The following is a 13,533-nucleotide window of genomic DNA, read 5'->3' on the forward strand; positions in this document are numbered from 1 at the left end:
TGCCCGGCGACAGCGCGCCGGGTCGTTATTATTAGCCCTGCGGATCCGGGGCGATATTGCGCAGCTTCTTCATCAGCGCGATTTCAGCGCGTGAAAACGGGATACCGTTCTCCTCGAACACGTCGTGGAACCACAGGCGGCAGTAGTCCGTGGACTCCTTCATCACCACCGGCCACGGCAGCCACGTCTGGGTTTTGCCGCGCACCAGCCCCCACTGATACGGCGCAACCTTTGCCATGTACATCAGCGGGAGCTGCTCTTCGATGGTGCCGCCCACGTGACGCGCCAGCCATTCGGTGCAGAAGATTGGGCGGCCCAGCGCCTGAAGCTGCTGGATAATCGCCGTCATGCGCCCGGTATTGGTATAGGCGTGGTAGCTCACCACATCTGACAGCGCCAGCGCGGTCTGGTCCAGCGGGTGCTGGTAAAACGTCTCGCCCTCTTCTTCCGCCGGCAGACGCCACGCGCAGACGGTGAGCGGCTGGGTCGGGTCTTCCTCACGCACCCAGCGGAACGCCTGCTTCATCAACTCGTGCGCGCAGGTTTCCAGCTTCTCGTCGTACAACACCTCTTCGGTGCCCGTCGCGAAAATGCCGCGGTTGCCCGGCTCGTTATACAGATCCCAGAGCAATACGCGCTTATCCTCGCGGAACTGGCGCACAACGTCGCGGATATAGCGCTCAATCTGTGGCCAGCAGTCGCGATCGCACACCTTATCGCGCCCCGGGCTCGCCGCCGCCTGGCTGTTGTGTTTGCCCGGTACGGGCGGCTTTTGCGGGCCGAGGTACGGCTCGTCGCCGGAGAAACCGCAGTCGTCCATCAGGGTCAGCATGGTGCTGAACCCGTTGTCGTCGGCAATCGTCAAAAAGCGGTCGATGCGCGCCATCAGCCCGTCGCGGTCGTGCTCCCAGACGATGAACGGCAGGTTGATGCGCAGGGTGTTATAGCCCGCGTCCGCCGCCCAGCCCAGCTCGCGGTCGATAGTGGCGGGATCGAAGGTCTCTTCCTGCCAGATATCGGTCCAGTTCACCGCTGTCGACGGCAGATAGTTGAACCCGCACAGCCAGCCTTTTTGCTGATACCACGCCTGTGCCTGTTCTTTACTCCACTGCTCTTTCATTACGCATCCTCTTGCTGATAATGTTTAGCTAATAAATATTAGCTGCGGGATAAATGCGCAAATCGCGGTGCAAAGAAAAGCGACGCCTCTCACAAAGTTCACGCTTCTATGAATGAGAAACGTGATCGGCGGCGCTAAAGCGTGCGGTTAGGGTATGATGCGAATTCGCGAAAGGGAGAGGACGGATGAAGCGAAAAACGAAAGTGACGATGAACGATATTGCGCGGGCGGCGGGCGTGTCGCAGGCGACGGTATCGCTGGTGCTTAACCAGTCCCGCAACATCAAGCTCAGCGACGACACCCGTCAGCGGGTGATCAACGTCGCTACCGAGCTCGGCTACGACCGCCTCCCCGCCATTCACGCTCCGCGCAACCAGGAGGAGATCGCCCTGCTGGTCAGCTCGTTGCAGAGCTTCGACCCGTTTATCGACGCCATCAGCCAGGCGCGGGAAGCGGCGTGGCGCAACGAAACGTTGCTCACCGTCTACGACTACGGCGACGACGTGGAGCTGGCCCTGAACATCATCCGCCAGCTGGACAAGCGCAACTGCATCGGGATTATCCTTGCCTCTCCGGTCACGAACGTCGTCGATATGACGCCATTTCAGGACTGTACCCGCATCCCGCTGGTGCTGCTCAACCAGCGCGACCCCGGCTCCCCGCTGCTGCCGTCGTTTATCCCGGACGACTACGCCAACGCTTTTCAGGTGACTAAACACCTCATCGCCTGCGGCGCCAGCCGTATCGCCCACATCACCGGCGAGAGCTGGATGGAGGCCTCGCGCCAGCGTCTGGCGGGCTACCAGGCGGCATTGAAGCAGGCCGGTTTAACGTGTGACGAGAGCCTGGTGCGCCAGACCAACTGGCAGTTCAGCGAGTCCTTTACCGCCACCACGTCCCTGCTGGAACTGACCGAACGCCCGGACGCCATTTTCTGTGCCAGCGACTGGCTGGCGATTGGCTGCTACCAGGCGCTGGCGGTGAATGGCGTGCGTATCCCACAGGACATGCTGCTGGCGGGCTACGACGACCAGAAGATTTCCGAACAGCTCACCCCACCGCTGACCAGTATCCAGTTGCCCTACAGCGAGCTGGGACGGCTGGCGGTGGAGTACCTGTGCAATCAGGAAGATGCCGCCACGCACGTGACGCTGGCGGGCAGGCTGAAGGTGCGCGCCTCAAGCCTCGTCTGAGGTAAACACCATGCCCGCATAGAGCTTCTCGCGACACGCCGCCAGCCGCGCGGCGAGGCTGCCCACGTGCAGCTCCAGCTTGTGTCCGTCCGGGTCGAGAAAATAGAACGACGCCCCCTCGCTTTTGTTCTGCTTCCAGACGGTGACGCCCGCCTGCTCAAGCCTTTGCGAGAGCGGTTCAAAATCCTCTTCCGCCACGGTAAACGCGTAGTGGGTGTAGTCACTCTCCTGCGGCGGCACGTACTGGCGCGCCTCGTCGTACGACAGGCAGACCCACAGTTCGCCGCAGGTGAGATAGGCCCCGGTATTCCAGCGGGCGTGCAGCGCAAGCCCCAGTAGCTCGTGCCAGAAGGTGACGCTTTTTTGCAGGTCGCTGACCGCGAGGGTCAGATGGTTGAGAGATTGCAGCATGACGTGCCCTTTTGTTTTTCGCGCCGGACGTGGTACGGTAAAGAGATGAACATAAACCACGCCGTGCTCACCGTAAACCGCTGGTGGCTGCCTTCTTAAAGGCGGCACGGAGTAGTTTTCCCCATTTTCAGATAGCCGCCGAAAGGCGGCTTTCACATTTCTAAGACCCCTTTCGGCATTACAACATTAAGGAGTCTTTATGAACGCACCAACCATCCTCACCGGCGACCGCCCAACCGGCCCGCTGCATCTCGGCCACTTCGTCGGATCGCTGCGCCAGCGCGTGGCGCTTCAGCAGACGCACAACCAGTTTGTGCTGATTGCTGACCTTCAGGGGCTGACCGACAACGGCAGCAACCCGCAGAAGATCCGCGACAACATCCCCGAAGTGCTGGCCGACTACCTCGCCGCGGGCATCGACCCGAATCTGACCACGATCTGCCTGCAGTCCGCCCTGCCCGCCCTCGCCGAGCTGACGATGCTGTATATGAACATCGTCACCGTTGCCCGCGTGGAGCGTAACCCGACGGTGAAAAACGAGATTGCGCAGAAGGGCTTCGCCCGCTCGCTGCCGGTCGGGTTTATGGCCTACCCCATCAGCCAGGCAGCGGACATCACCGCGTTTAAGGCCGAGTGCGTGCCCGTCGGCGACGACCAGTTGCCGATGATTGAGCAGACCAACGAGATTGTGCACAAGATGAACAGCCTGCTGCCCGCCCCGGTGCTGCGCCACTGCAAGGCGATGCTGAGCGACACCAGCCGCCTGCCCGGCATCGACGGCAGCGCCAAGATGTCGAAATCGCTGGGCAACACGCTGCATCTTTCGGCCAGCGAAGAGACGATCCACCGTGCGGTCAGCGCCATGTACACCGACCCGAACCACCTGAAGGTGAGCGACCCGGGGCAGATTGAGGGGAACGTGGTGTTTACGTACCTCGACGCGTTTCATCCGGACAAGGAGAAAGTGGCGGCGATGAAGGCGCACTATCAGGCGGGCGGGCTGGGTGACCGGGCGTGTAAGAACGAGCTGGAGGGGTGTTTGCAGGAGCTGATTGCGCCGATGCGGAAGCGGAGGGCGATGTATATGCAGGACAGGGGGGAGCTGATGGCGATGCTGAAGCGCGGGACAGAACGGGCGCAGGGGGTGACGCAGGAGACGTTGAGGGAGGTGAAGGTGGGGTTGGGGGTACCGGTGTTTAGTTAAAGTAGGTTTAGCGGTGGAGTGCGGGGGATTGGCATGAAGCCGCTTAATTGTTTTAGAAAGCAGCTATGAAATATTTCATCCCTGCTTCAGGTTGCATATCTTTCGGATGATAATCATCAGTAGCGCGGTAACGACGGCCATCATCCCACCCAACACCCACAGGAATGATGGGTCTGCTTCACCATCAGCAAACCCCAGACCGGTACGATTTAAAAAATCATTGCTGGCTTGAGACAAGTAATCGAGCAAGCCTCCCAGAGGAAACAGGACGATAAAGAAGGAAGCAATGAGGCATGCCAGACCAATCAGGATATTATTTTTTAACTTTGCATGAAGCATAATCAGCCCTTCCTGTCACATCAATACGTCCATATGCCATCAACCCTTTACCACCAGGAACACGAATCTTCTTACGTGCAAGCAAAGATTGTCTGACCAGTTGAAAATCAGGGATATTATAGAACGTTATGCATCCCCACGACTCTCCCTCACCATTCGGCCTCAATGGATGAAGTCGAAATGAGCCTCTGTCGACCCCATTCACAAATACGTTATCAGCCATGGTAGTAGCATTAAACAAACCGAACCATTCAGAATGTTTGGTACCGTTCTTGAAGTCTTTTACAAACCGCTCGACCCGATTAGCAATACTGCCTTCCGGTGCATCAACGATCCAGTACGTACCCACAGGTAATGCTGCATTCCTGATAAAGGCGCACTCTGCAATATTGGTTACGGGTTCTATTCCTGAAAAAACGGGAAACGTCCCAACGCCATAAACGTGTAGTTTCAGCCTTCGTCCATCGGCTGAGACATCGTTGTAATCCATCCTACAAATCTGCATAGCAATCCTCCCTGTCGCTTTGCGGAGAATGTTACAACCGATTTATTGAGTGCACCAGCGGTGTTAGATAATTCATTTAAAAAAGGAAAAATACGGGCATGCATATTCAAGCCCGTATTAACTTATCCTTTTACATGATTAATGAAGGGATATTTTAGATATTATTCTTACTTTGCCAGACCATTTCCGCGCTTCACCATAGGTATATCTCCCGTATCATTCAGCGCTCCCGGAAACGTTTTTAACCACTGCACGACTTTCTGCTTATTTATATTCACCACACTCATACCTTCCAGACATCCCCATAATTCTCTTGTATGCTGTGGCGTAATCACGATGCAGTCTTTCATGGCGCGGATTTTCACAGGCATACCGTTGATAAAGCCTGCACGGGTTAACCAGTCGCCGCCTAGGAGAAGGTATTTCATGTCTATGCGTGCATACAGTTCGCAGCAAGCGGCACTGTCCTGCGGCGTTTCCGCGCGAGGGTGGACGGGCGCCGCGTTGGGCGGGTTGCCGTGCAGACGGCGGGCGCTGTTTTTGCGTACCAGCTCGCGGTTTTCAATCATGCTGGTGAAAGCGTCTGATTCTGTTTTGCAAACAGTAAACTCTGGCTTAAAATTCGTCGCAGCCATTTTCAACTCCTCAGTAGTTGTTAGTGGTTAGCGGTATGGGGGTGTTGCAGCACCTTCATATCGCGAATTCTCTCTTTAAATATTCCTTGATACTTCCTTTGCCGTTCGGCGTAATTTCTGGTGCCTATTATACAGGGCTGAATATAAATACAGCGGTTTTGGGTGGGGTAAATTTGGAATTTGCGAAGGGTATTCAGGAAGTAGAGTTATGTGCGGTAAGGTCATGTTTTTGTTAGTTGCGGGTTGATTGGTCTGGGTTTTGCGAGCATCATCGCAATTATTTACCTTCTTCCGTAACGCGATGGCTTCCAGCAAAACTCTCGAACAGGCAATTGCCGACATCACCATCTGGCGCAAAGGCGAACAGCGTGCGCCGCATAAGCCCTTATTGCTTCTGTACGTGCTGGCGAACTATCAGCAGGGGCATGTGAGACTGTTTGATTACGGAACCGAGGTCCACGAGCAACTGCTTAGCCTGTTAGAACGCTTTGGCCCACAGCGGCAGGCGCATTACCCGAATATGCCCTTCTGGCGGCTCAAGAGGGACGGATTTTGGGATCTTCAGAACACTGAGTTCTGTTCGACCACCAGCAGTAAGCAACCGCCCGTCAAAGAACTTGTGGAACATAATGTCGCAGGTGGGTTTGATGAAGAACACTTTGCATTGCTGAGTAAGAACAAAAACCTGATCGGCTCGCTGGCGCAGCAGATCCTTGAAGCGCACTTTCCTGAAAGCATTCAGGAGGAGATCGCGGATGAGATGGGTTTTGATATTCAACAGATCCGTAAGGTTCGCGATCCGCTGTTCCGTCAGCAGGTGCTGCGTGCATATAATTATGAATGTGCCATCTGCGGATTTAACATGCGGCATGATAACGCCTCTGTTGGACTTGAAGCCGCACATATCAAGTGGAAGCAGTTTGGCGGACCTTGTGAGATCCCGAACGGACTGGCGTTGTGTGCGATTCATCATAAGGCATTTGATAAGGGATCGATTGGGCTAGATGACAGTATGCGGGTGCTGGTGTCCGAGGCGGTGAATGGGAATAGGATCGTTGGGCGGTTGTTCTGGGATTTTGCTGGGAAGCAAATTGCGCTGCCGATGGTAAAAGGGAATTATCCAAGGGAGGGGTTTGTGGAGTGGCATAGGAAGGAGGTGTTTAAAGAATGAGTGCGAAGGCCGGACTCGAATTTCACACCTAATAGACTGATATCAATGTTGTTTATAAGCAGGAATAAATAGCTATACCCGCACTTGTACCCACAAGTTGAAATCCATATAAAAAATAGACATTGTGAGTGGGTATAAAGCTATACCAGTAGAACACCGATATGGCTATCAAAGCAAGATTCAGGCAGGTAGGAAAGTTTTCTTCAGAGGAACCAAAAGTTTGGTTTCGATATCGACTTGCTCGTAGTTCTCAATAAGAGCACGGACGAGATCATCAAGCGTCCAGAGCGTCAGTGGTATCGTCGAACGGTCGGCTTCATATCGAGCATCTTTCGTAAAACCCCCTGTACTGACATAAAGCCCGCGATCGTCTTTATGGCGACCGCCGATAAAGCTGCGTATCTGTTGGCTTCCCATCTGCTCCCTGCGGTGCTTTACTTCAACGATGATACGCGGATTTTCAAAACCGAACCCATCAGGTGAAGCAATGATGTCTTTACCCCGATCAGCTCCCGCAGGTGAGACCTGCGTTTTATAGCCCATACTGCGTAAAACTCCGGCAACAAGATTTTGCATCTCATCCCAGTCAAGAGAGTTGATACGATCTTTGATACCCTCAAACGCCAGCATTTCCATATCGCGAAGCGGATCAGAAACAACCTCATCTTCATCCATCGCAACTGGATTCTGAGTAATCACATCTATAGTGGGTTTCTTATCCTGTAAAAGCTCTTCTAGCGCATATTCTGGAAGCTGGAAAACCGTCAGCGTAGAGCCCAATGTGTTTTTGGTAGCAACAGACAATCGATCGCGATCGATTTCTTCAGTATTCCATTTTACCTGTCGAGCGATTCCCATCCCCTCTTCCACCCATTCAGGGTGGTACTGGAAATCAGATGTAACTTTACCTAGCAGATAAGTACGGTTGGCTGGCGAATAGGTAATAACCCAATCACCCTTTTGGATTTCGTTCACAAAACGCCAGACCTGCGATGCACCAGAACGCGCAGTTCCCAGCTTTGTTAATGGATCTGCCTCCTGGTATAAGGCGAGTAACTGGGCTCGGGACAGGCCGGGTTTGACTAATGGAGCAAGCTGGGACCAACCGATGCCTACAATTTGCTTATCGCGAAAATCGTCATAGAGCTTGCCGCCGTCACCACGGATCATCCACATTCTGTTGCCCATAGCCGTCCCTTCATGAGGAAAAGAAATTAAGCTGGATCATAAGCTTGTTCGCCGCATGCGTCAAAACCATCAACAACGACGGCCCAGCATTCCCGGATTGTACGTGTGGTGATGTGCCCAGTTAAAATTACAGCTTCTATTTGCATGATATTTCGTCCATATAAGTAAAAGCACCAACCAGCATCGGCAGGTGCTTTTTGGAATGAGTAAATAAGTAAGGAAAGCTGCAGTGTGAATCAGGAAGGCTATTCCCAATGTTCACTGTGCCGCGCTAATGCGATTTCTTTTCAATAAACCAGTTGCCTGCCGCGCCCGCAGAATATCGACTGCCCGCAGATATGGGGATTGTTCTTGCCAGTTGAATCCCCTACGATCAATACGAACCAGTTCGTACTTTTCCACCAGAAAATTAACGGCATCGGCCAAAGATATACCGGCATCGATATGTTCCTGAATTACCGTTTCATCACTGAATGGTGTGCCGTTGAGTGTCAGGCCATAATGTTGTTCAAGCAGGCGTGCAAGCAGCATTTGCCACACTGCCACGGGCGACAGACATAGCGTCGCCGCCTGCGGAGTTGTTGCAGGTAGAGTTTTCATATTTGCTCTTGTGAAGGTAGTTAACGATGAGTGGGGTAAACGGCGATGTATACGTAGCCGTAACTGCCAAGGGTATCGGCTTCGCAGGTGAAACCATTGTGGTACAGGGTGACACAGTGGTCATGGCAAGGATTCATTTCACCAGTAGTCAACATCGACTCCATCTGGCTGATAAAATGTGGGAATACTTCATCCAACTTCAAAGATTCTGCGTTACTGAATTCACCGGTAATGCTGGCCCGGTCAACCAGATAGTGCAGCCGGTTTCCCTCCTGTACCAGACGAGCGCCAAAGCAAGGCGTCACATTACGATTCAGCCCCCACTGGAGAAATGAATCGTTCTCTGAGTCAGTAGATTTCATTGAAGTACCCTCATATCCAGCCTCGCTCTGCAAACGACACAATGCAATATGAACCGACAACCAAATGATCGAGTATGTTCACATCAACCAGTGCCAGGGCTTCTTTAAGCCTGCCCGTAATGTTGCAATCGCATTGGCTGGGCTCCGGATCACCGGATGGATGGTTATGCGCCAGCACGACAGCTGCAGCATTGAAGCGAAGCGCTGACTTCACTACCTCTCGAGGATGGACCTGGACATGGTTAATCGAACCGGCAAACAGCGTTTCACTCCCCAGTAAACGGTGCTGGTTATCGAGATAGAGCACCATAAACACTTCCCGTTCGTGTCCTGCCAGATGTAACCGAAGCCAGTCACGGGCAGCAATACTAGAGGTAAAGGATATACCGGGCTGGCGCAGATATTTATCCAGCAGGTTGATGGCACGACGAATGGTGCGTTGGGCATAGGGGGTTAATCCGGAGGTCGCGGGGAGCAAACAACCATGCTGGGCCATAATCGCCAGTGGAAAGAGTTCAGGCTGAGATGACAGCGGGGAAAATACGGTATTCATGTTCGGTACCCCTCAGTCGATGAGATGCATAATGGCGCTGCACTCTGGATGGTTCAGCGCGTAGTCGCGTAAGCGATAATAGTGCTCAGTCATCGCATCACACTCGGTGCGACAGGCGTGGTGGTTGTAAGCCATCAGACAGGCGACCATCCCTGCAGCTTCACTGGTAAGCTCTGCGCCATTGCCGTTCATGCTGTTGAACAATGCCCACTTCTCATCGTGATCTGACTCGGGAGCCATAAAAGCGCCGCCGTTGCTGAGTGTCGAAAAGCGCCAGATACCACCGTGGTAATCGGCACACAGCCGATCCATCCAGGCGAAAATGCGAGGTTCAAGGGTTATCCATTGTGGGATGGAGCCAAAGTGCTGCGGCCAGAAGCCGATGCGTAACTCGTCCGGGACCACTGAGGCTGTAATTGTGGTATGCTCCGCGAACTGATGATTTTGTGTATTCATTAAACTATCTCCTTATGCCGGAACTGTTGCTTAACGCCCGAAAAAATCGAGCATGTTTTCTGCCATTACCCACAGGGCGCGATTGAGCTTCACATCGCCATCAATACCGGTAACAGCACGGGTGCGGCTGCTTTTCCCCTGAGCGGTTCGCCCTGACAATCCACCTTTCATCAGGTTCTCCTGCACGCGCTGGTATACGGTCCACAGGTCATCGCTGTAGTCCTCCCGGCGACGTGAGGTCAGCAACTGCGATACCGTGACCGGCTGGTGGTCCTCACCAAAGCGATATTTCAGCGCGGCATTCGCCAGAGCGTGCTGTGCTGGTGGCGGAAGTAAAAGTGACGCCATGGCATCACGCTTTTCATCCACCCGGTCAAATACCCCGAGCACTTCATAAGCCCCTTCAATTACCTTCTCAACGACATTACCTTTATGTGGCACCCGCACCTCTCCGAATGACTGACCGCAGACCAGACCGTTAGTACAGACGCCACGAAACAGCCCCGGCAGCATCTGGTAGCTTGATGAGCCGTCATGGCTGTTGAGTAAAATGATTTCCGGTACCTGATGACCGTTTAGCTGTCCGGCGCGACGCAGGCGAAGCATGTGTTTGGTGTGCTCCCGCTTGCTCTGGTCCCGAACCTTTGTCTGGCAGGCAAAGAACGGCTGAAAACCCTCGCGCTGCAGGCTTTCGAGGATGGTGATGGTCGGAATGTAGGTGTAACGGTCTGAACGCGATTCATGTTTGTCACTCCCGAACACGCTGGGGACATGACTCATCAGTTCTTCATGGGTCAGAGGCCGATCACGGCGTATCTGGTTTATACGGCCAAAGCGGCTGGCTAGTCTCATTGTTAGTACCTCTGCAGTTAATGAAACGGCATAAACAAAAAAAGCCATGTGCCCCGAAGGGAACATGGCCTGTTGGTGATGTGGCAACTATTCGCTGTGAAACGTGATGAGTCAGTCCCGGGGGATAGCGTGGCTGAGCAGATAGCGGTTAAGCCATTCCCCGGCATTTGCTTCAAAATTCCAGGCTCGCCAGATCAACTGACTACCGCTGTCGCGAATGACCAGCCGAAAATGCGTACTCTGATCGTCTTCAATTGCGATATTGCGGTAAAGCGCCACTAAGGCTTCAGCCTGTCGGCGGATGAAAGTACCGGGTGGTAATGGCTTGTCATCAATGTTTTGCACGGTGAATTCCTTATATATCCGGCACAAAAATAAGCGCTCCACTTTTTGAGCGGAGCGCTAGTCTGGTGCTGACGAAAAAACCAGAAAGGTATTGTGGCGGAGGTGTTGTTATCGCGGTGGATACAAAAGGCATCACGGGATATCAAACTTCGCCACGCAGCCGTTGTCGCCGAAGGGGGGGATCACCCCGGCTGCACCCGCAAGCGTAAACACCGCCTGTTTTGCACCGGAGCCAGAGACGACCACACGCTTACCGATACGGAGCTTGTTCCACGCCCACATCAGATTGTTTTCCCCTACGTGAGAGTCACTTTCGCTGATATCGGCTTCTTCAGCGTTATCGATTTTCATGATCAGGGTCTGGCCGCTGTCCATGCTGACCTGATGGCCGTTCACGTCAGTGAAGATGATAGTCGCCGCCTGTGAACCAGAACTGTCGCAAGCGAGATACAGTTGTGACTGCCCCTTGCCGAGGATGGTGTATTCCGCCGTCCCCTGCGCGAAGCCGCTTGTCCAGGTCTCGTGGTTACCGAAAGCCAGCGCCTGAGCAGAAAAACAAAGTGCGAGGGTAAGCGGCACAATGGGTCTGAATGACATGATAATTTCCCTTTAATAAACAATAAAAAGCACGGAAGAGTTAAGGTTTGATCCGGTAGCTGGATTATTCGGTAACCGTGAAAATGCCCTGGTCGGTGAATACCCTGGCTTCAAGGAAGCTGCAGACTACGCCCGCCGGTGGCTGAAGGTAGGTATGGCCGAAATGCCAAGTCAGGCCGTCAGAAAAATGCATCGTTGCGGGCGTGAAGGTCGCGCCCTGTGCTACCCAGCCCTCAAGCCTTTTTCCCTGGTACGTGACGGTTCCTTTCGTCAGAAGCGGGCATTTACCCCGGTTGACGTCAATATTTTTAATCAGAACAGTGTCAGTTTTAGCCGTAACGGTGACATTGATACCCTGAATATTCTTCTGAATATCGACCTTAATGATGTCATTTTCAGCCGCTCCGGAGATTGAGGACAGGGCTGCCATCAGCGTCATGGCTGCAACAGTAGTATAATATTTATTCATGCGGGTTCCTTAATGCGTGACAACCCCTGCGATGCATCGCATTGATTTTGATGATTAAAATTATGTAATAACATGATGCTCTGTGGATTATGTGGTTGCGGGATTAATCATGTACAACGATTAATATCGATCGGGTAGATCGACAAAATCGATCGTGATAAAACAAAAATACTTATCGGCAACGACGACGATGTTTATCTAACTGAAGAAAAATCCCCACAGGGAGCGTGCCGCGCGGGCGACAGTGTGTGTTACAGCCTGCAGCGCACTGCGAGCCACCTGCGGCAACGGAGCCAGGTCAATAATCTTATCGATAACGTCCACCACGGCATCACCAAAGCTGCTGCTTGCGGTGCTGATGACGCTGGTGGTGCGGTATCCGTTCTGCAGGTGGGAAACCAGCGGGCTGCGGGCCTGCTTTGGGAGGCGGGTAATCATAGCCTCCACCAGACGTGACAGGCGATAACGCCCCCGTACCGAGACCGGTAGAATATCCTGCTCAGCAATCCCTAACTGACGCGCCACAATCTGCTGCTTCTGCGCAATACGTTCCGCCTGTAACGCCGAGGGCTGAGCGGACGACCAGTTCCACCGTTCTGCTGGTTCGGTTTTGTCCACCTGGTTGAGTACCCACAACACCGGCGGCAGCGTTCCGCAGTACCGCGCAAAAACATCCTCATAAAAATGCTCTTCTACCGCATAAGCCCGGTCATCGGCCTTGAGCACCCACAGCACCATATCGAGCTGTGGCATGAGTTCGCGGTATAGCTCACAGTATTCACCGTCACGGGTAACACTTTCACCCACGCCGGGTAAATCAACGAGCGTCAGAAAGTGATTACCGAAACGTAGCCGTACGCGCTGTGGCTGGCGGGTACAGGCTTCGACCGCATTCACAGCGCAGACTTCGCTGCGGAATAGTGCGTTGCACAGCGAGGATTTGCCGACGCCAGTTTTCCCCATAATGCCAATCACAGGTTCATAGGTGACCAACCGGTTGAGCTCGCTTAATAGAGAGTGGCGTAGTGAACGTGGGTAACGACGCAGGTGACGCCGAATAAGGGCATAGCCCGAGAGATGTTTCATGCTGGCCTCTGAATAAAAAAAGCCATCCGGAATGGATGGCCTGATTTAAGTAAACAGGAAGGAATTCAGTAAAATGATATATAACTGACAAAATTTTAGACCTCATATCTTGCGTTCAGTTTAAGCGTCCACTGGATGAAGGCAATGAATTAGTTATACGGGTCTCCTTCGTGCCAGAAGCAGACGTTGCGGACGCCATCATTTTCTAACTCCTTGAAAATGTAATTTGCAAAACAACATAAATTTTGGTAATTGTAAACACCAAGAGGTCAGAGGAGTGAGCGGGAGGGGTCAACTGGCATCAGTGTTTCAATTAATGTAAGCATAAATGTGAGCATTAATAGCACTACTAAAGTTAGCCGTCTTGGGGGTTCAAATCCCCCTGGTAAGAAGAAAAAACCATCCAAATCCACTACTACTCATAAAGGAGACCGTAACAATGCAAAA

General features: G+C 53.1%; 18 protein-coding genes. 3 read left to right on the forward strand and 15 right to left on the reverse strand.

Annotation, left to right across the window (positions count from 1 at the left end):
• Positions 1 to 31: 31 nt before the first annotated feature.
• Positions 32 to 1,120, reverse strand: a complete 1,089-nt coding sequence (locus ACOT1A_RS09000; protein ID WP_276170249.1) for a cellulase family glycosylhydrolase — start codon at positions 1,118 to 1,120, stop codon at positions 32 to 34.
• Positions 1,121 to 1,305: 185 nt separating this feature from the next.
• Between ACOT1A_RS09000 and ACOT1A_RS09005 the strand changes: the two genes are divergently transcribed.
• On the forward strand, positions 1,306 to 2,313 hold the full coding sequence (locus ACOT1A_RS09005; RefSeq protein WP_022646915.1) for a LacI family DNA-binding transcriptional regulator: 1,008 nt from the start codon (positions 1,306 to 1,308) through the stop codon (positions 2,311 to 2,313).
• Here the strand turns inward: ACOT1A_RS09005 and fosA are convergent.
• Positions 2,299 to 2,724, reverse strand: a complete 426-nt coding sequence (fosA, locus tag ACOT1A_RS09010) for a FosA/FosA2 family fosfomycin resistance glutathione transferase (protein WP_276170250.1) — start codon at positions 2,722 to 2,724, stop codon at positions 2,299 to 2,301. The two genes, ACOT1A_RS09005 and fosA, sit on opposite strands and share 15 nt — an antisense overlap.
• Before the next feature lie 199 nt (positions 2,725 to 2,923).
• On the opposite strand from fosA, the gene trpS reads away from it, so the two are divergent.
• Entirely contained in the window at positions 2,924 to 3,928 is a 1,005-nt protein-coding gene (gene trpS / locus ACOT1A_RS09015) for a tryptophan--tRNA ligase (protein ID WP_276170251.1), read from the forward strand.
• A gap of 75 nt (positions 3,929 to 4,003) precedes the next feature.
• Here the strand turns inward: trpS and ACOT1A_RS09020 are convergent, their stop codons facing one another.
• The 3 genes from ACOT1A_RS09020 to ACOT1A_RS09030 form a co-directional block, all read right to left on the reverse strand.
• Positions 4,004 to 4,267 (reverse strand): hypothetical protein, encoded by a 264-nt coding sequence (locus ACOT1A_RS09020; RefSeq protein WP_023305372.1) that lies wholly within the window; start codon positions 4,265 to 4,267, stop codon positions 4,004 to 4,006.
• Positions 4,242 to 4,772: a DUF2778 domain-containing protein gene (locus ACOT1A_RS09025; protein ID WP_023305371.1), complete on the reverse strand. Its 531-nt coding sequence runs from the start codon at positions 4,770 to 4,772 to the stop codon at positions 4,242 to 4,244. Before ACOT1A_RS09025 ends, ACOT1A_RS09020 begins: the two co-directional genes overlap by 26 nt.
• Positions 4,773 to 4,939: 167 nt before the next feature.
• On the reverse strand, positions 4,940 to 5,407 hold the full coding sequence (locus ACOT1A_RS09030) for a SymE family type I addiction module toxin (protein WP_105322980.1): 468 nt from the start codon (positions 5,405 to 5,407) through the stop codon (positions 4,940 to 4,942).
• A 301-nt stretch (positions 5,408 to 5,708) separates the two neighbouring features.
• Between ACOT1A_RS09030 and ACOT1A_RS09035 the strand changes: the two genes are divergently transcribed.
• Positions 5,709 to 6,578, forward strand: a complete 870-nt coding sequence (locus ACOT1A_RS09035; RefSeq protein WP_105322979.1) for a phosphorothioated DNA-binding restriction endonuclease — start codon at positions 5,709 to 5,711, stop codon at positions 6,576 to 6,578.
• 180 nt (positions 6,579 to 6,758) lie between these two features.
• On the opposite strand, the gene ACOT1A_RS09040 is transcribed toward ACOT1A_RS09035, so the two are convergent.
• From ACOT1A_RS09040 to ACOT1A_RS09085, 10 genes are all read right to left on the reverse strand, one after another.
• Positions 6,759 to 7,766, reverse strand: a complete 1,008-nt coding sequence (locus ACOT1A_RS09040) for a restriction endonuclease (RefSeq protein ID WP_274416981.1) — start codon at positions 7,764 to 7,766, stop codon at positions 6,759 to 6,761.
• A 258-nt stretch (positions 7,767 to 8,024) separates the two neighbouring features.
• The gene (locus tag ACOT1A_RS09045; protein WP_310864610.1) at positions 8,025 to 8,366 is read right to left on the reverse strand and encodes a TA system toxin CbtA family protein; all 342 of its coding nucleotides are present in this window, start codon (positions 8,364 to 8,366) and stop codon (positions 8,025 to 8,027) included.
• 20 nt (positions 8,367 to 8,386) lie between these two features.
• A complete protein-coding gene (locus ACOT1A_RS09050; protein WP_232926623.1) occupies positions 8,387 to 8,728 on the reverse strand; it encodes a type IV toxin-antitoxin system YeeU family antitoxin in 342 nt (113 codons plus the stop codon).
• A gap of 10 nt (positions 8,729 to 8,738) precedes the next feature.
• The gene (gene radC, locus ACOT1A_RS09055) at positions 8,739 to 9,281 is read right to left on the reverse strand and encodes a RadC family protein (protein WP_368958433.1); all 543 of its coding nucleotides are present in this window, start codon (positions 9,279 to 9,281) and stop codon (positions 8,739 to 8,741) included.
• 12 nt (positions 9,282 to 9,293) lie between these two features.
• Positions 9,294 to 9,737 carry an antirestriction protein gene (locus ACOT1A_RS09060; protein ID WP_232926633.1) on the reverse strand — a complete coding sequence of 148 codons (444 nt, stop codon included), beginning with the start codon at positions 9,735 to 9,737 and terminating at the stop codon, positions 9,294 to 9,296.
• A gap of 30 nt (positions 9,738 to 9,767) precedes the next feature.
• Positions 9,768 to 10,589: a DUF932 domain-containing protein gene (locus ACOT1A_RS09065; protein ID WP_232926635.1), complete on the reverse strand. Its 822-nt coding sequence runs from the start codon at positions 10,587 to 10,589 to the stop codon at positions 9,768 to 9,770.
• A 111-nt stretch (positions 10,590 to 10,700) separates the two neighbouring features.
• Complete coding sequence (locus tag ACOT1A_RS09070) at positions 10,701 to 10,934, reverse strand: DUF905 family protein (RefSeq protein ID WP_232926637.1); 234 nt, start codon at positions 10,932 to 10,934, stop codon at positions 10,701 to 10,703.
• A gap of 132 nt (positions 10,935 to 11,066) precedes the next feature.
• On the reverse strand, positions 11,067 to 11,531 hold the full coding sequence (locus ACOT1A_RS09075; protein ID WP_232926639.1) for a hypothetical protein: 465 nt from the start codon (positions 11,529 to 11,531) through the stop codon (positions 11,067 to 11,069).
• A gap of 64 nt (positions 11,532 to 11,595) precedes the next feature.
• Positions 11,596 to 12,000, reverse strand: a complete 405-nt coding sequence (locus ACOT1A_RS09080; RefSeq protein ID WP_232926641.1) for a hypothetical protein — start codon at positions 11,998 to 12,000, stop codon at positions 11,596 to 11,598.
• A gap of 198 nt (positions 12,001 to 12,198) precedes the next feature.
• Entirely contained in the window at positions 12,199 to 13,086 is an 888-nt protein-coding gene (locus tag ACOT1A_RS09085) for a GTPase family protein (protein WP_310864612.1), read from the reverse strand.
• Between the last annotated feature and the right edge of the window lie 447 nt (positions 13,087 to 13,533).

The sequence above is a fragment of the Enterobacter cloacae complex sp. SYL003 genome (genome assembly GCF_049236925.1).
Taxonomy (GTDB): domain Bacteria; phylum Pseudomonadota; class Gammaproteobacteria; order Enterobacterales; family Enterobacteriaceae; genus Enterobacter; species Enterobacter intestinihominis.